The sequence below is a fragment of the Parabacteroides sp. KHUB-02 genome, assembly GCF_056640955.1.
The window spans coordinates 4,765,184-4,785,942 of record NZ_JBWQEV010000001.1; the positions used below are offsets into that span (position 1 = coordinate 4,765,184).

Annotated in this window: 16 protein-coding genes; 7 read left to right on the forward strand and 9 right to left on the reverse strand. The window is 46.0% G+C overall.

All coding sequences use genetic code 11. The features are described 5' to 3' along the window. The first annotated feature begins 81 nt into the window (after positions 1-81). Entirely contained in the window at positions 82-852 is a 771-nt protein-coding gene (locus ACYIA1_RS20080; RefSeq protein WP_005868472.1) for a UDP-2,3-diacylglucosamine diphosphatase, read from the forward strand. Next, a complete protein-coding gene (locus tag ACYIA1_RS20085) occupies positions 849-2,003 on the forward strand; it encodes a glycosyltransferase family protein (protein WP_005868473.1) in 1,155 nt (384 codons plus the stop codon). Before ACYIA1_RS20080 ends, ACYIA1_RS20085 begins: the two co-directional genes overlap by 4 nt. Positions 2,004-2,128: 125 nt before the next feature. Here the strand turns inward: ACYIA1_RS20085 and ACYIA1_RS20090 are convergent, their stop codons facing one another. Further along, entirely contained in the window at positions 2,129-3,409 is a 1,281-nt protein-coding gene (locus tag ACYIA1_RS20090; RefSeq protein WP_195320123.1) for an O-acetylhomoserine aminocarboxypropyltransferase/cysteine synthase family protein, read from the reverse strand. A gap of 70 nt (positions 3,410-3,479) precedes the next feature. Next, on the reverse strand, positions 3,480-4,808 hold the full coding sequence (locus ACYIA1_RS20095; RefSeq protein ID WP_005868477.1) for an MATE family efflux transporter: 1,329 nt from the start codon (positions 4,806-4,808) through the stop codon (positions 3,480-3,482). Positions 4,809-4,882: 74 nt separating this feature from the next. On the opposite strand from ACYIA1_RS20095, the gene ACYIA1_RS20100 reads away from it, so the two are divergent. Continuing rightward, a complete protein-coding gene (locus ACYIA1_RS20100) occupies positions 4,883-5,770 on the forward strand; it encodes a TIM barrel protein (RefSeq protein ID WP_232054478.1) in 888 nt (295 codons plus the stop codon). 107 nt (positions 5,771-5,877) lie between these two features. Here ACYIA1_RS20100 and ACYIA1_RS20105 read toward each other — a convergent pair whose 3' ends face one another. Then, positions 5,878-8,070 carry a glutamine synthetase III family protein gene (locus tag ACYIA1_RS20105; protein ID WP_005868480.1) on the reverse strand — a complete coding sequence of 731 codons (2,193 nt, stop codon included), beginning with the start codon at positions 8,068-8,070 and terminating at the stop codon, positions 5,878-5,880. 145 nt (positions 8,071-8,215) lie between these two features. Beyond that, positions 8,216-10,420: a sodium-translocating pyrophosphatase gene (locus ACYIA1_RS20110; RefSeq protein WP_057327919.1), complete on the reverse strand. Its 2,205-nt coding sequence runs from the start codon at positions 10,418-10,420 to the stop codon at positions 8,216-8,218. Between the two features lie 166 nt (positions 10,421-10,586). Between ACYIA1_RS20110 and ACYIA1_RS20115 the strand changes: the two genes are divergently transcribed. Together ACYIA1_RS20115 and ACYIA1_RS20120 are read left to right on the forward strand one after the other, a co-directional pair. Next, positions 10,587-11,423 carry a patatin-like phospholipase family protein gene (locus ACYIA1_RS20115; RefSeq protein WP_057326598.1) on the forward strand — a complete coding sequence of 279 codons (837 nt, stop codon included), beginning with the start codon at positions 10,587-10,589 and terminating at the stop codon, positions 11,421-11,423. 59 nt (positions 11,424-11,482) lie between these two features. Beyond that, positions 11,483-13,186, forward strand: a complete 1,704-nt coding sequence (locus tag ACYIA1_RS20120; protein WP_008777935.1) for an alpha-amylase family glycosyl hydrolase — start codon at positions 11,483-11,485, stop codon at positions 13,184-13,186. A 161-nt stretch (positions 13,187-13,347) separates the two neighbouring features. Here ACYIA1_RS20120 and ACYIA1_RS20125 read toward each other — a convergent pair whose 3' ends face one another. From ACYIA1_RS20125 to ACYIA1_RS20140, 4 genes are all read right to left on the reverse strand, one after another. Then, entirely contained in the window at positions 13,348-14,367 is a 1,020-nt protein-coding gene (locus ACYIA1_RS20125) for an inorganic phosphate transporter (protein ID WP_005868484.1), read from the reverse strand. 14 nt (positions 14,368-14,381) lie between these two features. Beyond that, a complete protein-coding gene (locus ACYIA1_RS20130) occupies positions 14,382-15,029 on the reverse strand; it encodes a DUF47 domain-containing protein (protein WP_008772601.1) in 648 nt (215 codons plus the stop codon). A 52-nt stretch (positions 15,030-15,081) separates the two neighbouring features. Then, positions 15,082-15,729, reverse strand: coding sequence for a DedA family protein (locus ACYIA1_RS20135; protein WP_048928165.1), 648 nt, complete (start codon positions 15,727-15,729; stop codon positions 15,082-15,084). A gap of 169 nt (positions 15,730-15,898) precedes the next feature. Continuing rightward, complete coding sequence (locus ACYIA1_RS20140; protein WP_048928166.1) at positions 15,899-16,318, reverse strand: hypothetical protein; 420 nt, start codon at positions 16,316-16,318, stop codon at positions 15,899-15,901. Between the two features lie 112 nt (positions 16,319-16,430). On the opposite strand from ACYIA1_RS20140, the gene ACYIA1_RS20145 reads away from it, so the two are divergent. Next, positions 16,431-17,372 (forward strand): ribose-phosphate pyrophosphokinase, encoded by a 942-nt coding sequence (locus tag ACYIA1_RS20145; RefSeq protein ID WP_008772599.1) that lies wholly within the window; start codon positions 16,431-16,433, stop codon positions 17,370-17,372. Between the two features lie 80 nt (positions 17,373-17,452). Here ACYIA1_RS20145 and mnmA read toward each other — a convergent pair whose 3' ends face one another. Continuing rightward, positions 17,453-18,529, reverse strand: coding sequence for a tRNA 2-thiouridine(34) synthase MnmA (gene mnmA / locus ACYIA1_RS20150; RefSeq protein WP_005868490.1), 1,077 nt, complete (start codon positions 18,527-18,529; stop codon positions 17,453-17,455). A gap of 169 nt (positions 18,530-18,698) precedes the next feature. Between mnmA and ACYIA1_RS20155 the strand changes: the two genes are divergently transcribed. After that, entirely contained in the window at positions 18,699-20,759 is a 2,061-nt protein-coding gene (locus ACYIA1_RS20155) for a dipeptidyl-peptidase 3 family protein (RefSeq protein WP_413641062.1), read from the forward strand.

A 20,759-nucleotide genomic window follows, 5' to 3' on the forward strand; every position in this document is an offset into this window, starting at 1 on the left:
TTTGTTATGTCTTTTTCATTAGGTTGTCGTGAACTTGTAATACCGAAAGTGTTCTTTTGTATCATCTTAAACAAGGAAAAGATGATATTAAGAAAGTACTATCCGACTATTGTCCTCTCTGACATCCATTTGGGATCGGAACATTCCCGGACGGAGGAGGTCACCCGTTTTCTCAAGCACGTAGATTGCGATCGATTGATTTTGAATGGTGATATCATCGATGGCTGGCAATTGAAGAAATCCGGTAAACGCTGGAAACAAAAGCATACCGATTTCTTTAAGGTATTGATGAAGATGATGGAGAAAAGGGGTACGGAGATTATCTATGTAGTGGGGAACCATGATGATTTTCTCGATAGCTTGGCTCCTTTTAAGTTCTCCAATATATCGATCGTAAAGGATTATTTACTGAAGACGAGACAAGGAAAACGCTATTTCGTGACACATGGCGATATTTTCGATACGGTTACGACCCATATGCGTTGGCTTGCCATGCTCGGGGATGTGGGATATACTTTTTTATTGTGGTTGAATAAGGTTTACAATCATCGTAGAGAGCGGCAAGGAAAACCTTATTTCTCTTTATCCCAAGAGGTGAAACACCGGGTGAAAAGTGCGGTCTCTTATATCTCGGAGTTTGAGAAAGAGCTGGTACGCTTAGCGGAGGCCAAGCATTTGGATGGGATTATTTGCGGCCATATTCATCAAGCGGCGAGCGTATGGTATGGTAATGTGCATTATCTAAATTCCGGCGATTGGGTGGAAAGCATGACCGCTCTCGTGGAGGATGAACAAGGAGAGTGGGATATTGTTACATATAATAATGTACAACTATATGCGGATGCCGTATGAAAATTCTGTTTATCATACAAGGTGAGGGACGTGGGCACTTGACCCAAGCGTTATCCTTACGCCAGAAATTGATGGCCGAAGGACATGAGATCGTTGGTGTGTTGGTAGGAAAAAGCCCGGCCCGCCGTTTGCCGGATTTCTTCTTGAATAAGATACAATCGCCGGTATATCCGTTTGAGAGTCCGAATTTTTTACCGACGGCTAAGAATAAACAAGTGAGTTTGATGCGTAGCGTATTATATAATGTATTGCGTCTGCATAAATACATGGGAAGTATCCGTTATATCGACCGGATGATTCGGCAGACGGATGCGGATGTTGTCGTGAACTTCTACGAGCTATTGACGGGGCTGACTTACTTGATTCTCCGTCCGAAAGCAACGATGGTATGTATCGCCCATCAATATCTATTCTTGCATCCGGACTTCGTTTTCCCGAAGCAGAGCACATTGTCGTTGGCATCGCTACGATTTTTTACGAGATTAACGGCGATAGGCTCCGTCAAAAAATTAGCCTTGTCTTTCCGGAAGATGCGCGAGGCGCCGTTGGGAGGAATAGTCGTGGTTCCTCCTTTATTAAGGCAAGAAGTCTTGGATGCGGTTCCCTCGAACGGCAGTTATTTGCATGGTTATTTGTTGAATAGCGGGTTTAGTGAGGAGATCCGTTCTTGGCATTCCCGTCATCCTTCGGTTCCGATGCATTTCTTTTGGGATAAGAAAGATCAGCGAGCCGAGGTGAAAATAGACGATTGCCTTTCTTTCCATCAGCTGGATGATACGTTGTTTCTACGTTATATGTCGGGGGCGAAGGCTTATGCTACGACCGCCGGGTTCGAATCCGTATGTGAGGCGATGTATCTGAATAAACCTGTATTGATGGTTCCTACACATATTGAGCAAGCTTGCAATGCTTACGATGCCTCTTTGTCTGGCGCAGGCGTTGTCGCTGATTGTTTTGATCTGGACGTGTTATTATCCATTTCGGAAAGTCATGTGGAGAATCCGGTCTTCCGGCATTGGGTGAAACAGGCGGATTGGCTTATTCTTCGTGAGTTCCGTGAGGATTTGTTGCGTGAGGAACATCCGGTAACGAGCCTAGGGAGGATTACGACAAATTGGGTGGCGCGTCTGGGGAGATTCCTGCCTATCTAGGAACTTATAGCAGTACCGTGCTGTAGATGCAGGTGTGCCATGCTGATGGCACAGGCGTGCCACACTGATGGCACAAGCGTGCCACGCTGATGGCACAAGCGTTTCATCAGCATGGCACAGATGTCTTATTTATTGAGCGCTTGCTCAATATCGGCGATGATATCATCGGCGTTCTCGATACCTACAGAGAAGCGGATCAAGTCCGGAGCCACGCCAGCCTCTATCAATTGCTCATCGCTCAACTGGCGGTGCGTATGACTGGCCGGGTGAAGCACGCAAGTACGGGCATCCGCTACGTGAGTTACGATAGCGGCGAGTTTCAAGCTATCCATAAACTTGATCGCCACCTCACGTCCACCTTTCAATCCGAAGGATAATACACCGCAAGAGCCATTCGGTAGATACTTCTTGGCGAGTTCATGGTACGGATTGCCTTCCAATTCCGGATAATGAACCCAAGCTACCTTATCACATTTCTGTAGCCACTGCGCTACCGCCAAGGCGTTTTTGCAATGCTGCGGTACACGAAGATGTAAGGTCTCCAATCCCAGATTCAATAGGAATGCGTTTTGCGGGGATTGGATTGCTCCAAGGTCACGCATCAGTTGGCTAGTCGCTTTCGTGATGAACGCTAATTTCCCGAATGCCTTGGTATAGGTCAATCCGTGGTAAGAAGGGTCCGGTTGGCAAAGTCCCGGGAACTTCTCGGCATGCGCTTCCCAATCGAAATTACCGCTGTCCACGATACAACCACCCACGCTCGTGGCATGGCCATCCATATATTTAGTCGTGGAGTGCGTAACGATATCCGCCCCCCATTCGAACGGACGGCAATTGATCGGCGTGGCGAACGTATTATCGACGATCAAGGGTACGCCATGATTATGGGCGATGCGGGCAAACTTCTCCACATCCAATACCATAACGCCCGGATTGGAGATCATCTCGCCGAACATCGCCTTCGTATTCGTGCGGAAAGCCTTGGAGATCTCTTCCTCGCTCGCGTCTTGATCTACGAACGTGCATTCGATTCCCAGCTTCTTCAAGGTAACGGCCAGTAGATTATAAGTACCTCCATAAATGCTGGTAGCGCTTACGATATGATCGCCAGCCTCGCAAATATTGAAGAAAGCGAAAAAGCTAGCGGCCTGTCCGGATGAGGTCAGCATGGCGGCCACGCCACCTTCCAACGCCGCGATCTTGGCGGCTACAGCCTCGTTTGTCGGGTTTTGAAGGCGGGTATAGAAATAGCCGCTTTCCTCCAAATCGAACAATTTAGCCATCTGCTCGCTCGTCTCATACTTGAATGTCGTGCTTTGATAGATCGGGAGGACACGGGGTTCTCCTTTCTTGGGTTGCCAACCGGCCTGTACGCACAGGGTTTCCGGTTTGAATTTGTTATCCATATAGGTTGTTTTTTTAATTGAATGTCATTTTAATCGCGAATGTACGGAAAATCGGTAAGAATTGTTCCGCTTACAAGATCTTCTTCTGTAAGATACTGAACCAAATGAAAGCGACGACACCTTTTAGCATGCTGGAAAGGCTGATCGCCCACCAAACACCCGTAATACCCAGTCCCGCTGCCGCTAGCCCGATGGCCAAAGGTATGCGTAAGGTGTTACACGAGATGCTGATGATCGCCGGCGGAACCGTTCGGCCGGTACCGTAGAACATGCCTTGCGTGGTAATCTCCAGCATCATGAAGATCATCGAATATCCGTCGATCCGGAGAAATATACCACCGGCCTCATAAGCGGCTTGCTCCGGCACGATCAGCGAGAAGACCTCGCTACCGTAAAAGACGAATAACAACGTGCAGAGTACACCGATGATAGAAGTCATTTTAAGCGTCGTATGATAAGCGGTCAAGATACGTTCTTTCTTGCGTGCGGCGTAGTTCTGAGCGGTGAAAGCGGAGAGGGCCGTACTGAAGCCTTGTGAGGTGTTCCATGCGATCGCCTCCATTTGTCCGCCTGCCGTAAGCGTCATCAAACCGATATGCCCTCCGTAGGTGGAAGCCGTACGGGCCATAAAAAGATTGATGATCGCGAAGAATGTATTTAATAACGCTACCGGCAGGCCCAATTGGAAGATCCGCTTGGTGTAACGTTCCTTTAAACGGACAAAGAAAGGGAATCCCCCGAACAATTTATTGCGGCATTTTAGCTGATAGACGAATAGTCCGCAAACCACCGCTTGGGAGATCCACGTAGCCCAAGCCGCGCCCGCCGTGCCCAAATGGAAGCCGAGTATAAATAAAGGATCTAGCACCATATTCAGTAAAAGACCTGTTCCGCTGATATAAAATGGAATCTTACTCAATCCCGCCGCATTATGAATCCCGGTAAACGCCGCCGAGAGGAAGATAAATGGGAATGCGGAAGCGACGATTCTTAAATATTCCACGGCGTTCAACGCGATCGGTTCCTCCAGTTTGTAGAAGCCGATAATCGGATGAGCGAGGACGAATAGCAAGAATCCCCAACAAAGCGAGAGGATCAAGGCGATCGTTAGGTTATGGGAAGCGAATCCTCGGGCATCTTCCACGTTTTGCGCCCCGATACTTTGCCCGACACTCACCTCCGAGCCTACTTTATTCAAGTAAGAGATCGAGTTCGTCATCCAAGTAAGGATACCAACGGCGCCGATAGCGGCTACGGCCTCGCTTCCCAATCGGCCTACCCAAGCCATGTCGGTGATGCTATAGGCCATTTGGATAAATGAGGTACCCATGATCGGCATCGCCAGATTGAATAGTTGCCGGGAGATGACCCCTTCGGTCAGATTTTTTGTTCCTTGCATGATCGTTTGTTTAAATGTGCGCGAAAGTAGAAATAATTTTGCTACCTTTAGCGACGTTAATCTTAAAGAATAGTATGATGATAACGAGACGGAATTTTTTGAAAGCGGGTGCCGCTGTGGCTGCGCTGAGTGTAGTACCGAACGGCTTTGCCTCTATCTTGGCTAAGAAAGAGAAAGCGATAGGTGTACAGTTGTATAGTGTCCGGGACGACTTGAAGACGGATTTTGACGGTACGATGAAGGCTTTGGTGGATATCGGTTATAAACGGATGGAAGCCGCCGGTTACCGGGATGGCAAATTCTACGGGAAATCCCCGGCCGAGATGAAGAAATATCTGGCGGATCTGGGTGCCCGTATGGTAGGTTCCCATACCGGAAGCGGTTTGCTGGCGGAGGGTGATACCAAAGGATGGGACTTCTGGAAAAAGAATGCCGCCGATACGGCAGAGGTAGGTTGTAAATGGATTGTTCAGGCGGGTTATCCCTCCAAAGATATCAAGAGCCTTTCGGACGTGAAGCGTTTAGCGGATCAATTTAATAAATGTGGTGAGATCGCGAAGGCGAACGGGTTGCGTTTCGCTTTCCATAACCATGTGGATGAGTTCCATGAGCTGGAAGGGAGGATCCCGTTCGACGTGATGATCGAGAATACGGACAAGGGGTTGGTTACTTTCCAGATCGATACGGCTCAATTAGTGTATGGCGGTTTTAAATGTCATGATTACGTGAACCGTTATCCCGGTCGTTTCGCCAACTGGCACTTGAAAGACGCGAACGCGGATGGAAAGGGCAGCACGGAGATGGGCGCCGGAATCGTAGACTTCAAATCCTTATTCGCTGTGGCGGAGAAAGCCGGATTAGAGGATTACTTCATTGAGCAAGAGCGTTATAATATGACACCGCTGCAAGCGATGAAACATGATTATGACTTCTTGATGAATGCTTCTTATGTGAAGTGGTAAACGGGAGTATAGGCGTAGCCTTATGCCAGTATCGGTATAAGGCTGCGCCTATATCAGTGTGAGGCTATGCCGATACTGGCGCAAGGCAACGCCAGTACTGGTGTTTTTTATCGGATAAACAGGAGTTCCCTATACTTTGGCAACGGCCACATCTGGTTGTCCACCATCAGCTCCAGATCGTCGATATGGTCACGGATCTCATCCAAATAAGGGGCTACCGAGTCGTGGTAAGCGATCGCCTTTTCCCGCATATCGGTCAAGCGGTTCGCTTTCTTGCGGGCTTCTACCATCTCATCCACTTTCTTGGTCACGGCACAGATATGCCCGGCTATCTTACGAACCAAGCGACGGGGCTCTTCCGACATATCGCGGAATTCCGGGTCATCGCCGAATGTCTCTTTCAACTTCGCTATATTATCCAGCAATACGCTCTGGTAGCGAACGGCTACCGGGATGATATGGTTCAAGGATAAATCCCCTAATACCCGAGCCTCGATCTGTACCTTTTTGATATAGACTTCCCATTTTACCTCATTACGCGCTTCCAATTCTTTCTGGGTAAGTACGCCGGTAGACGTGAACATCTCGATCGACTCCGGTTTAAGATAAGCGTCATATTGCAAGGGAACACTGTTTTGGCAATCCAGACCTCGCTTGGCAGCTTCCTCTTTCCATTCGTCCGAATAACCGTTTCCATCGAAGCGGATCGGCTTAGATTCCTTGATATAGGCTTTCAGCACCTTGAAGATCGCTACTTCCTTGCTTTTTCCTTCCGCTTGCAAAGCCTCTACGTCCTTCTTGAATTGTTGCAATTGATAGGCTACGGCGGAGTTCAACGCTAACATGGCCGATCCGCAGTTCACGGAAGAGCCCGGGGCACGGAACTCAAAACGGTTTCCGGTGAAGGCGAAAGGAGAGGTACGGTTACGATCCGTATTGTCCAACAGCAGTTCGGGGATCTGCCCGAAGCCAAGATGCAAGCCCTTTTTATCGTCTACCTCGATAGCGTCCTCGATAGAGCTATTCTCGAACTTATCCAAGATATCACTGATTTGCGTTCCGAGGAAAGTGGAGATGATAGCGGGAGGTGCCTCGTTCGCGCCTAGGCGGTGTGCGTTCGTGGCGGAAGCGATACTCGCTTTTAATAAAGCGTTGTATTTATAAACGGCCATGATGGTGTTTACCACGAAAGTGATGAAGCGTAGGTTGTCCTCACGGTCTTTACCCGGAGAGAATAAGTTTACACCCTTGTCTGTTCCCATAGACCAGTTACAGTGTTTACCGGAACCGTTTACCCCGTTAAATGGCTTCTCGTGCAATAATACACGGAAATTATGACGGCGGGAGACACGTTTCATGACCGACATCAATAATTGGTTATGGTCGTTGGCAAGGTTGCATTCCTCGTAAATAGGAGCTAGCTCGAACTGATTGGGGGCTACCTCGTTATGGCGGGTCTTTACCGGGATGCCTAGTTTATAGCATTCGGTTTCCAAGTCTTTCATGAATTCTTGTACACGAGAGGGGATAGCGCCAAAATAATGGTCGTCTAATTGTTGGTTCTTTGCGCTCTCATGTCCTAGCAAGGTACGCTCGGTCAGTGAGAGATCCGGACGAGCGGAATACAAGTCCTCGTCAACAAGGAAATATTCCTGTTCCCAACCAAGGTAAGTAATTATCTTATTGACATCCTCATCGAAATACCGATATACGTCCTTGGCGGCCTCTCCCAATACTTCGATAGAGCGGATCAGCGGGGTCTTATAATCCAGCGCTTCACCGGTATAAGCGATAAATACGGTTGGGATACAAAGTGTGTCATCTACGATAAAAGCGGGAGAGGAAGGGTCCCAAGCGGAGTAGCCGCGGGCCTCGAAGGTATTGCGAAGTCCACCGTTCGGGAAACTGGAAGCGTCCGGTTCTTGCTGGACGAGCAACTTGCCGCTGAACTCCTCGATCATGCCGCCGTTGCCATCGTGTTCTACAAAAGCGTCGTGCTTCTCGGCGGTGCCATCGGTAAGCGGTTGAAACCAGTGGGTGTAATGAGTGACTCCTTTTTCCAGTGCCCACATACGCATGCCGGCTGCCACATGATTGGCGATTTCCCGGTCGATAGGTGTGCCATTGTCAATGGCGTGGGTCAAGGCTTTGTACGTTTCCTTGGAGAGATATTTTTGCATCGCCTTCCGGTTGAAGACATTCTCGCCATAGTACTCAGATACTTTGTGTTCGGGAGTAACGGCTTCCACGGCCTTTCGGTTGGATGCCTTCTCCACAGCATTAAAGCGTGAGATTGACATTGTTGAATTGTTTTATGTTTTTACGACGCAAAAATACAAAACAGTTGACAATTGACAGTTGGCAATTGACAATTATTTAGTTTTCTCTATTAATTTGTCAATTTACTTCTCTAACTGTCAATTGCCAACTACTAACGGTCAACTATTAAAACAAACTCCAAGCCACCGTCAATCCCGCCATCACGATCGCTACCATGCTCATCAGCTTGATAAGGATATTCAAACTCGGGCCGGAAGTGTCTTTGAACGGATCGCCAACCGTATCGCCGACAACGGTTGCCTTATGCGCCTCGCTACCCTTGCCGCCGTGGTTTCCTTCCTCGATGAATTTCTTCGCGTTATCCCATGCTCCTCCGGCGTTCGCCATGAATACGGCTAATACGAAGCCCGTGCTTAATCCACCGATCAATAATCCGACAACACCCGTCACACCAAATATGAGTCCGGTTAAGATGGGGGCGATAATAGCTAAAACGGAGGGAAGTACCATTTCGTGTTGCGCTCCTTTCGTCGAGATCTCAACGCAACGGGCATAATCCGGTTGTGCCTCTCCAGTCAGAATACCCTTGATTTCCTTGAACTGACGGCGAACTTCTTCCACCATGTGCCCGGCCGCACGCCCTACAGCATTCATCGTAAGGCCACAGAACATGAATGCCATCATGGAACCTAGGAACATTCCGGCTAAAACCTTAGGATTCATTAAGGTAACATCATAATATACCATAAAGTCCGAGAATGAGGCTTTAGATATTTCGATACTCCTGCCATCGGTAAAGTTCAGGACGGTCTCTCCTAAACGGAGCAAACCGATCTTGATCTCTTCTACATAAGAGGCCAACAGAGCCAAGCCGGTTAACGCGGCGGAACCGATAGCGAAACCTTTACCTGTAGCGGCAGTCGTATTTCCTAATGAATCCAATGCGTCTGTACGCTTGCGGACTTCTTTCCCTAGGTTACACATCTCGGCGTTGCCTCCGGCATTATCCGCTATGGGACCGTAAGCGTCTGTAGCCAACGTAATACCTAAGGTCGATAGCATACCTACGGCAGCTATACCGATTCCGTATAATCCCATGCCCACGTTCGTGAAGTCGAATCCGGAGGCGAACAAGAAGGAACAAATAATACCGACCACGACGGCAAGTACCGGGATGGCCGTAGAGAGCATCCCCAGTCCGAGACCGGAGATAATAACCGTTGCCGGTCCAGTCAGTCCCGCTTCGGAGACGAGCCGGGTCGGTTTATAGGATTGGGAGGTATAATATTCCGTCGCCTGCCCGATCACGATTCCGACTAGCAGACCTACGATCACGGAACAACCGATCCAGAACCAATTCTCCATGCCTAATACATAAAGAATCCCGAACGTGGAGATAGCGATCAATACGGAACTCAAGTTCGTTCCTATGGCTAAGGCTTTCAATAGTTGCTTGATCGTCGCGTTCTCATTCGTACGGACGGCGAAAATACCAATAATAGATAAAATGATACCGACAGCAGCGATAAGCATTGGGGCGACAACCGCCTTATATTGTAATTCTACGCTTCCGGAAGAAACGAACGCGGCGGCTCCCAATGCGGCGGTCGCTAGGATGGAACCGCAATAAGATTCATATAGGTCGGCTCCCATACCGGCGACGTCACCTACATTGTCGCCTACGTTATCGGCGATTGTCGCCGGGTTACGAGGATCATCCTCCGGGATCCCAGCCTCAACTTTACCTACTAAATCCGCTCCGACATCGGCGGCTTTCGTATAGATTCCTCCTCCCACACGTGCGAACAAGGCTTGCGTGGAGGCACCCATTCCGAATGTAAGCATGGTTGTCGTGATAATGGTGAGTTTATGGGTCGGGTCCAAAGCCTCGTCTGGGATGAAAGCATTTAACAGGATATACCAGAATGAGATATCCAGCAATCCAAGTCCTACAACGACTAAGCCCATGACCGCCCCGCTTCGAAAAGCGACTTGTAAGCCTTTGTTCAAGGAAGTGCGGGCTGCGTTCGCCGTACGGGCCGAGGCATAAGTCGCTGTCTTCATGCCTAAGAAACCCGCTAATCCGGAAAAGAAACCTCCTGTCAGGAAGGCGATCGGGACCCATTCGTTTTGCACATGGAAGCCATAGGCCATAATAGAGAATAAGATTACTAGGACAACGAAAACCGAGGCGACTACTTTGTATTGCTGTTTCAGATACGACATCGCCCCTTCACGCACAAAGGAGGCGATCTTTTTCATCAACTCAGTTCCTTCACTCTCTTTCATCATTTGCCTGAAGAAGAACCAGGCAAATGCTAGCGCTAGGACAGACGCTAACGGAATAATCCAGAAAATACTCGTAATCATAACATGGTAGATTTAATGTTATACTTAAGAAAACAATGTGACAACACCTTTGCTTTCCGTGTAAATGTAGCAAAAATAAAAGAGGATGGAAACTTTTTCCCTAATAATAATGTTTCTAATTAAAAAAAACAGCATATTTGTTACCAGATTAAGAGACAAGAAATAAATGGCAGAAGAGACAAACCATAAACCCTATAGGTTGGGCTTGGCGCTTAGCGGAGGCGGAGCGAAAGGTTTTGCGCATATCGGCGTATTTCGAATGATGGAAGAATGTGCGCTAAGACCGGATATTATAGTCGGTACCAGTGCGGGAGCTTTAATGGGCACCTTGTTTGCCGATGGCTATTCGGCGGCGGAGATCCAAGAGCTTTTTACCGGACGTGAGTTCTCGGAATTCGCCCAGTTGCAGATTCCTAAGGCGGGTTTGTTCGATAGTAAGCGCTTTCGTTATTTCTTGAGGCGACACTTGCGGACCAAGAACATCGAGGACTTGCAGATTCCGATGGTGATTGTCGCGACTGATTTGGATAATGGCGAAAGCCATGAATTTAGGAGTGGTCCTATTGTTGAGGCGGTGACAGCTTCTTGTAGTATCCCGATTATTTTCAGTCCTGTAGTCATCAATGGCGTTCATTATGTGGATGGAGGATTATTTCACAACTTTCCGGTCTCCATCATCCGTGAGGAATGTGAGCGTATTATCGGGGTGAACGTAAGCCCGTTGATCCCGCAAAAATATAAGCAGACCATATTCCATATCGCCGAGCGCTCTTATCATTATATGTTCCGGGCAAATACGCTGGAGGATCGAGAGATGTGTGATGTCTTAATAGAGGCGGAGGAGTTTGGCTTATATAAGACATTCGATCTTGAGAATGTAGACGTGATTTGTAATATTGGCTATTCCGCCGCTGCCCGTTGCTTTGAGAAAGTGTTGGATGAGAATAAATATGAAACCTTGGTGAAAGCGATCGCGGCAAGAAAGAAAGGCCTGATGCCGTGACAAATCGTCTGTCTGGACAAAGCGCTTTCCCACAAAAACTTTATATATAGATGAACGCAATGGAACAAAAAAACAAGATGGTAATTTATCAGGTATTCCCGCGTTGGTTTGGGAATCTGCGACCATCTCCTGTAATGAATGGTAGTTTAGCCGAGAATGGAGTGGGTAAGTTTTCGGCTTTTACTCCTTTGGCTTTATCCAAAATCAAAGAACTAGGTGTTACTCATGTATGGTATACAGGGGTGATAGAGCACGCTACAAAAACCGATTACACCATGTTTGGCATCCGGAAAGACCATTCTGCCGTAGTAAAAGGTAAGGCCGGATCTCCATATGCTATAAAAGATTACTATGATATAGATCCGGATTTGGCGGATAATATCCAGAACCGTATGAGTGAGTTCGAGGATTTGGTGAAACGTACGCATGAGGCTGGGATGAAGGTTATTATCGATTTTGTACCCAACCATGTGGCACGTCAATATTTCTCGGACGCACGGGAACCTTTCGTGGAGGACTTAGGTCAAACGGATAATGTGTCCAAGGCTTTTGATGTGAATAATAACTTTTATTATCTTCCGGGACAGACCTTGACGCTTCGTTTTGATCCGCAGCGTGAGGAGGATTTTGCCTATAGTGAGTTTCCGGCGAAGGTGACCGGTAACAATCATTTCGATGCCTATCCAAGCCAGAACGATTGGTATGAGACGGTGAAGCTGAACTACGGCGTGGATTATATGCACGGTGGTGCTTGCCATTTCAATACCATTCCCAATACGTGGGAGAAAATGTTGGAGATCTTGTTGTTCTGGGCTGATAAGGGGGTGGATGGTTTTCGTTGTGATATGGCTGAGATGGTCCCGGTAGAGTTTTGGAACTGGGTGATTCCTCAGGTGAAGAAGGTGCGTGATGTGATCTTTATAGCGGAGGTGTATAATCCGGATGAGTATAGGAATTATATTTATACGGGACACTTTGATTATTTGTATGACAAGGTTGGTCTTTATGATACGGTTCGTGCGGTGATGTGCGGACAGGCTCCGGCTAGTAATATATCGCATTGTTGGCAATCGTTGGAGGGAATCCAGAAAAATATGTTGAATTTCTTGGAGAATCACGATGAACAGCGTGTCGCTTCTGATTTCTTTGCGGGGGATGCTCGTCCGGGTATTCCGGGCATGATTGTCTCCGCTGCCATGAATACGAATCCGGTTATGATCTATAGTGGTCAGGAACTTGGCGAAAGAGGAATGGACGCGGAAGGTTTCAGTGGACGTGATGGCCGTACGACCATCTTCGATTATTGGAGCGTCGAGAGTTTGCGAAACTGGAATAATAATGGACTCTTTGATGGGGCTAAATTAACGCCGGCAGAACGCTCGTTGCGTGAGATGTACGCTAAGTTATTGAATGTGGTACGATCCGAGCCGGTTATTGTCGAGGGAGCGTTTTATGATTTGATGTACGCGAACTCCGGTAATCCTTATTTCAATCCGAACCGTCAGTATGCGTTCTTGCGCAAATGGAAGAACGAGGTACTTCTGGTTGTCGTGAATTTCGACCGTGCCGACCAATGTGTATGGGTAAATATCCCGGTCGAGGCATTCAAGGCTCTTGATTTTGAGGATAACAAACCGGCTGAATTGACCGACTTGTTAACCGGGGAAACGACTATCAGTACGCTAACAGACGCTTATCCTTATCAAGTGAAACTCCCTGCTTATTCCGGTAAGATGCTAAAGTTCTCTTTTCTCCATAAATAAGAGCTTTCTTGAAAAGTTTAGGTGTGCTGTATAGATAATTCGTTGGTGGAGTTAGGTGGTTGATACGGGACATCTAGCTTCATCGGGCAAGTAACTTAAGTGAAATGGCAAAGTAACTTAACATACTTGCCCGATGAAGCTAGATGACTTTTTTCTTTGATTTAAATGAAAAGAAGGGAAGCCATATAATAAATGCCAGCTGCTAAAAGCCCACTTACCGGGATCGTAAGAACCCATGCGGTCATCAAGCTTTGAGTTACTCCCCAACGAACGGCTGAAAGACGTTTGGTCGCACCAACTCCGATAATAGCCCCTGTAATTGTATGCGTGGTACTGACTGGGATCTTCAGAAACTCCGTAAGGTACAAAGTGAAGGCACCGGCTGTCTCAGCGATAACCCCTTCCAAGGGGGTTACCTTCGTGATTTTAGTACCCATTGTCTTTACTATTTTCCAGCCACCGGACATGGTTCCAAGTGAGATAGCGGTGAAACAAGAGAACGCTACCCAGTCGGGTAAATCGGAAATACTATTTATCCCCATTCCCAATCCTTCGGAGTGGGCTGCGATTAGGGCCGCGGCGATAATACCCATCACTTTTTGGGAATCATTCAATCCATGCCCGATACTGAATAAGGCGGAAGATACGAGTTGGAGTTTCTTGAACCATACCTCTGCCGTATGAGGGTGCACTCTTTTGCACATATGAAGCACTAATAAGGTAAACCCGAAAGCGACAATCATGCCTATGAAGGGAGCAAGGAAAATGAAAGCCGCTATTTTTAGGATAATGTTCAATTGGATCGCTTCAAAGCCGTGTGCCATGATAGCCGCTCCGGCGAATCCTCCGATAAGGGTGTGGGAAGAAGAGGAAGGAATGCCTTTCCACCAAGTGAACAGGTTCCATGCGATAGCGGCGATTACCCCGGACAGGATAATCGGTAATGTGATATACTGCTCTACTACGGTTTTTGATACGGTATTGGCGATACCGAATCCCCCGATTATATACTTAGCGATGAAAAATGCGACGAAATTAAAGAATGCTGCCCATATTACAGCCTGAAAAGGGGTAAGGACCTTGGTCGATACAATGGTCGCTATCGAATTTGCCGCATCATGAAAGCCATTGATATAATCGAATATCAGAGACAGAATGATGATAATCACTAATAATTCCATAATATAGCCCTGTTTTATGCGTACTTTACGATCAAGTTCCTTAATATTTTACCGACATGTTCGGCGGCATCCGTTGTCTTTTCCAACTCATGCATGATTTCTTTGATTTTGATAAGCTCTATACTATCTTTTTCTTCCTCGAAAAGCTTCGTGATAAAAAGCTCATATACGTCGTCCGCTTGGTTTTCTATGTCATGTAGCTTGGTACAGTAATCACGTAACGTAGTCGGTTTCTTGCGAAAAGTCTCGAGTTCATCCATCGCTTTGCTGATATAGTGCGCCTCTTGTTGAATGAGTAAACTCAATTCTTTTCCGCTATCAGAGATGGGGCGTGGGTTATAGATGGTAATACGTTTGGCGGAACTGTTTATTCCATCAATAACATCATCTATGGATGAGGCTAAGTCGTGAATGTCTTCCCGATCGAAGGGGGTTATAAATGTCGTTCCTAGTTCATCAAAGATCAGATGGGTCAGTTTGTCCCCCTCCCGTTCCCTATCCTTGATTAGCTTATAATAATTAGCTCTTTCCGTAGGAGAATCATGTCGTAAGCTTTCTACCAGAATGCTGGAAGAGGCGGATAATATTTCAGACAATTGCTTTAAGAGTGGAAAGAACTTGGGTTCTTTGGGGGTGAATCGACTAAAAAAAGAATTTTTCATACATGTATATATTAAATCGTTTTTAAATACTTGGTTGTTGAATGAAAGTTTGTTATCTCTGTTTCCGTGCTTTTAGTTTTGCCCGTACTACCTCTATTACGGCAGGAAGTATGGATATGAATATAATTGCTATGATCAATATCTTGAGGTTCTGCTGTACGAAAGGAAGATCTCCGAAAAAGTATCCCGTATAGCAGAAAAGCAGCACCCAGAAAGCGCCGCCTATCAGGTTGTAGATCATGAAATAGTAATGATGCATTTTACCCATTCCGGCTACAAAGGGAGCGAAAGTACGGACAATCGGTACGAATCGGGCGATGATTATGGTTTTGCCTCCATATTTTTTGTAGAACTCATGCGTTTTGTCCAAATGGCTTTTCTTGAATATCTTGGAGTTGGGATTGTTAAATAGTTTACGACCGAAAAAATGACCTATCATATAATTACAGGAGTCTCCCAATACTGCCGCCGCGAATAATATCAAGGCTAAGAGATTTATCTCTAGAGGCATACCGGGTAACGCTGTTATCGCTCCGGCGACGAACAAGAGGGAATCCCCGGGCAAGAATGGGGTGACTACCAATCCCGTTTCACAAAAAATGATTAGGAATAATATCGCGTAGGCCCAAGTATGATATTCTTGTACGATCTCGATCATATGCTGATCGATATGTAAGATGAAGTCTAATAAAAATTCCATTTTAGATTGATTATTAATTGATAAGAACTATCCTATATGACCTAATAAGAAAACAAAATAGATGTTTATTCTGTTCCCTTTGAGAAATCTAGAAAATAAGAATAGTGAGAAAGCAGACATTAAAGTGCTATCTTCTACTTTTTTGATGGAAATAAGGGGGAAAGAGAGTTTAAATGAGAATACGTCTTAGGGTATAGATATAGTACCCATAGGAGAATTTAAGGGGATTTATACAAAATGAAATGAATGTTTGTCTTTCTTTAGGATATTGAGTTTTTATAAACCGTACGATCCTTTCCGCGGATGAGGATAGGTTTGTCCTTGAGTTTTTTGATGTGGAGGTGCTGCGGAATAGTGAAGAAGCCTTGATATAGCCATCTTCCATCTTATAGCTTTGTTTTCCGTTGTATAGCTTTTTTTCGTATCGTTCGATATCTGTTTGGGGGATATTGTATTCCGTCTTGTCTTCATTCGGAGAGTACATGGTGTAAATATCCTTGTATTTCTGTTGGTTCTCGGGAGTTGATGAAGAACCCGAAGTCAGAAATACACTTACCAATACGAAGAAATAGAGTAAATACTTCATCATTGCGGTTGCAAATATAGAAAGTTTTCCAAATATAAAGAGGTTATTGTAAATAAGTTTTGTACTTTTGCGGCACAATTCAAATCTATTCACTTTAAGATAAATATTCGGAATAATGAGTGCACAAACTCCTTTCTTGGTGTTTTCGGGAACGAACTCCCGGTATCTTGCAGAGAAAATTTGCAACAGTTTAGGTTGTCCTCTGGGACAGATGAATATCCAGCACTTTGCCGATGGTGAGTTCTCTGTTTCTTATGAAGAGTCTATCCGCGGTAGAGATGTATTCTTAGTACAATCTACATTCCCTAATTCAGACAATCTGATGGAGTTGCTTCTGATGATTGATGCGGCTAAACGTGCTTCCGCACATTCAATCATCGCTGTAGTCCCTTACTTCGGTTGGGCTCGTCAGGATAGAAAGGATAAGCCTCGTGTTTCTATTGGCGCTAAGTTGATCGCTGATATGTTGAGCACGGCAGGTATCAATCGTTTGATTACGATGGACCTTCATGCGGATCAGATCCAAGGATTCTTTAATGTGCCGGTGGATCACTTATATGCTTCTTCCGTATTCTTGGATTATATCAAGACGTCTTTGCCTTTGGATAACTTGTGTATCGCGACTCCGGATGTTGGTGGTACGAAACGTGCCAGCAGCTATTCTAAGTATTTAGGCTTGCCGATGGTCATTTGCCACAAATCTCGTTTGCGTGCCAATGAGGTGGCCGAGATGCGTATTATCGGTGATGTGACGGGCTTGGATGTCCTTTTGGTTGATGACATGGTGGATACGGCCGGAACAATTACGAAAGCCGCGAACTTGATGTTGGAGAATGGCGCGAAGTCTGTTCGTGCTATCGCCAGCCACGCTGTGATGTCTGATCCGGCTTCTACTCGTGTAGATCAGTCCGCTTTAACGGAAATGATCTTTACGGATTCTATTCCTTACGCTAAGAAATGCGAGAAAGTAAAGGTGTTATCTGTCGCTGACATGTTTGCAGAGGCGATCCGTCGTGTATGTAGTGGTGAGTCTATCAGCTCTTTATATGCTATTTAATAGAATAAGATAGAAAAATAAAAACGGTCGCTTCCTTTTGGAGGCGACCGTTTTTTATTTAGAATAAATCTGAATATGTGTTACTTGGTCTCATCAATAATCATGCCGCTGCCCAGACATAAGTGATGGTCTTTGTCGTAGATTACACTGTATTGGCCAGGAGCGATACCTTGAATCTTTTCGTCGGATTCTACACGATATAGATCTCCGATACGACGGATGTAGCCATGCGTAAATTCCGGGGTATGACGGATCTTGAAAGTGATTTCTTTCTCACCCTCAAATTCTCCCCATGGATCTTCCGTGATGAAATCGAAGCCTTGCATATTGATCACCTTACCATATTGCGTTTCCGGGTCGTAGCCGTTGGAGACATAAATGATATTTCGCTTAATGTCTTTTTGGATAACGAACCAAGGGCCGCCACTTAATCCCAATCCCTTACGTTGGCCGATCGTATGGAACCAATATCCATTGTGTTTACCCAAGACCTTACCCGTCTCTAGTTCCACGATTTTTCCCGGGCGTTTCCCTAAATAACGCTCTATAAAGTCGTTGTAGTTAATCTTGCCTAAGAAGCAAATGCCTTGGCTATCCTTACGCTTGGCGCTCGGCAATTTCTGGGCCTCGGCGATGGCACGTACCTCACTTTTCATTAAATGCCCGATCGGAAACATGAGTTTCTGTATCTGTAGGCGGGTGATTTGCCCTAAGAAATCAGTCTGATCTTTTACCGGGTCCTTGGCGGTAGAAAGCCATATCTTGCCGTCTATCTCCGTGGTCGTGGCATAATGACCGGTAGCGATCTTATCGAAATCCTTGCCCCATTTTTCCTCGAAACAACCGAACTTGATATATTTATTACACATCATATCCGGGTTAGGGGTAAGACCGCGTTTGACAGATTCGATCGTATAGCTTACCACCCGATCCCAATACTCGTCGTGTAAGGAGACGATCTCGAACCGGCATCCATACTTGCGGGCGATATATGAGGTGATCTCGATATCCTCTTCCGCCGGGCAATCGATATAGCCATCCTTGTCTTCCATACCGATACGGATATAGAAGATGGTCGGATCGTATCCTGCCTCTTTGAGTTGATGCACTACGACAGAGCTGTCTACTCCTCCTGAAACTAATGCCGCTATTTCCATTCTCTTTTTTGTCTTTGCTTTTGAACTTACAAAAGTAGAGAAAAAATCTCAAACCTTTGATATTGACTGTATATTCTCTATCTTTGCGGTTGGCCCTTATTGGAATGCGGGCCTTCAAACTATGTACTTTAGATGTAATATATTATAGGAAAAGCAAATCGTAGTAAGTATGAAAGAAATAATGTTATCGCTTATGACAGCTATGGTTATGACGGCTTGTACAGGCCAACAGTCGGATACGGCATCTCAAAATTCCGATAAGGAGTTCAATTATGTAGTGGATCAGTTCGCTGATCTGGAGATTCTTCGTTATAAAGTTCCGGGTTTCGAATCCCTGTCCTTGCGACAAAAGCAACTATTATATCATCTTTCCGAAGCGGCCTTGATGGGACGTGATATATTCTTCGATCAGAATGGACGCTATAATCTGGCGATCCGCAGGACATTGGAGGCTATTTATACGAATTATAAGGGAGATCGGGAGGACCCTCAATTCAAGGCTTTGGAAACCTATTTGAAACGGGTGTGGTTCTCCAGTGGTATCCATCATCATTATGCGTTGGACAAGTTTGCCCCGGGGTTTTCTCCTGAGTTCTTGATGGATTGTATTCACCAAATCGACGCTAAGAAGTTACCTCTTCGTGAGAATCAAAACGTGGATCAGTTCATGATCGAGATCGCTCCGGTAATCTTTGATCCGGGCGTTATGCCAAAGCGTAGCGTACAAAGCGGTGACGGTGATCTGATCAAAGCTTCTTCTAATAATTATTACGGGGGAGGCATCAGTCAAAAAGAGGTAGAGGACTTCTATGCGCAAATGAAAATGGGAAAGGATACCATTTCCCCGATTTCTTACGGGTTGAATAGCCGTTTGGTAAAAGAGAACGGTACGGTCGTTGAAAAGGTTTGGAAAGTAGGAGGGCTTTATTCCGCCGCGATAGAAAAAATCGTAGATCAATTGCGACAAGCCTTGCCTTTCGCCGAGAATGATACGCAGAAAGCGATCATTGGGAAATTGATCGAATATTATCAAACGGGCGATTTGAAGACGTTCGATGCTTATTCGATCCTTTGGGTAGAGGATACAGCTTCGGAAGTGGATTTCGTGAATGGCTTTATCGAGACTTATGGGGATCCGTTAGGAATGAAAGCAAGCTGGGAGTCTACCGTAAATTTTACGAATAAGGAGGCGACTAAGCGTACGAAAATCATCAGTGATAATGCGCAATGGTTTGAGGATCATTCTCCGGTAGATAAGCGTTTCAAGAAAGAGAAGGTGAAAGGAGTCAGCGCTAAGGTAATCACGGTATCTATGTTGGGAGGTGATTGCTATCCGGCTACCCCGATCGGTATCAATTTGCCAAATGCGGATTGGATTCGTCGAGATCATGGCTCGAAGTCTGTTACGATAGAGAATATCACGGAGGCTTATGATAAGGCATCTCAGGGAAATGGCTTTAGCGAAGAGTTTGTATGGAGTGACGTGGAGCGGAACGGTATGAAACAGTACGGTTTCTTAACGGATAATCTACATACGGATTTACATGAGTGTCTGGGACATGGTTCCGGTAAATTGCTGGAAAACACGGACCCGGATGCGCTGAAAGCCTATAGCTCTACACTGGAGGAAACCCGTGCGGATTTGTTTGGCCTGTATTATTTGGCAGATCCGAAGCTGGTGGAACTGGGATTGCTTCCGGACGGCGAGGCTTATAAATCGGAATACTATAAATATATAATGAATGGCTTGATGACCCAGTTGGTTCGCATCGAGCTAGGCAAGAATGTAGAAGAGGCGCATATGCGTAACCGCCAGTTGATCGCTAAGTGGGCTTACGAGAAAGGGAAGAAAGCGAATGTGATCGAACTGAAAAAACGGGAAGGAAAGACCTATGTGGTTGTGAATGACTATCCGAGGTTACGTGAGTTGTTTGGGACATTGCTCGCTGAGATTCAACGTATCAAGAGTGAGGGTGACTATGCGGCCGGAAAGAATCTTGTTGAAGGATACGGCGTGAAAGTAGATCCGGAGCTGCATGCGGAGGTCTTGGAGCGCTATGCTAAGTTAAACTTGGCTCCTTATAAAGGTTTTGTCAATCCTGTGATGAAAGAGGTAAAGAACTCTAACGGTGAGGTTACTGATATTGTCTTGGACTACACGGAAGGTTATACAGATCAGATGCTTCGTTATGGCCGTGATTATTCTTTCTTGCCGACTTATAATAATTAA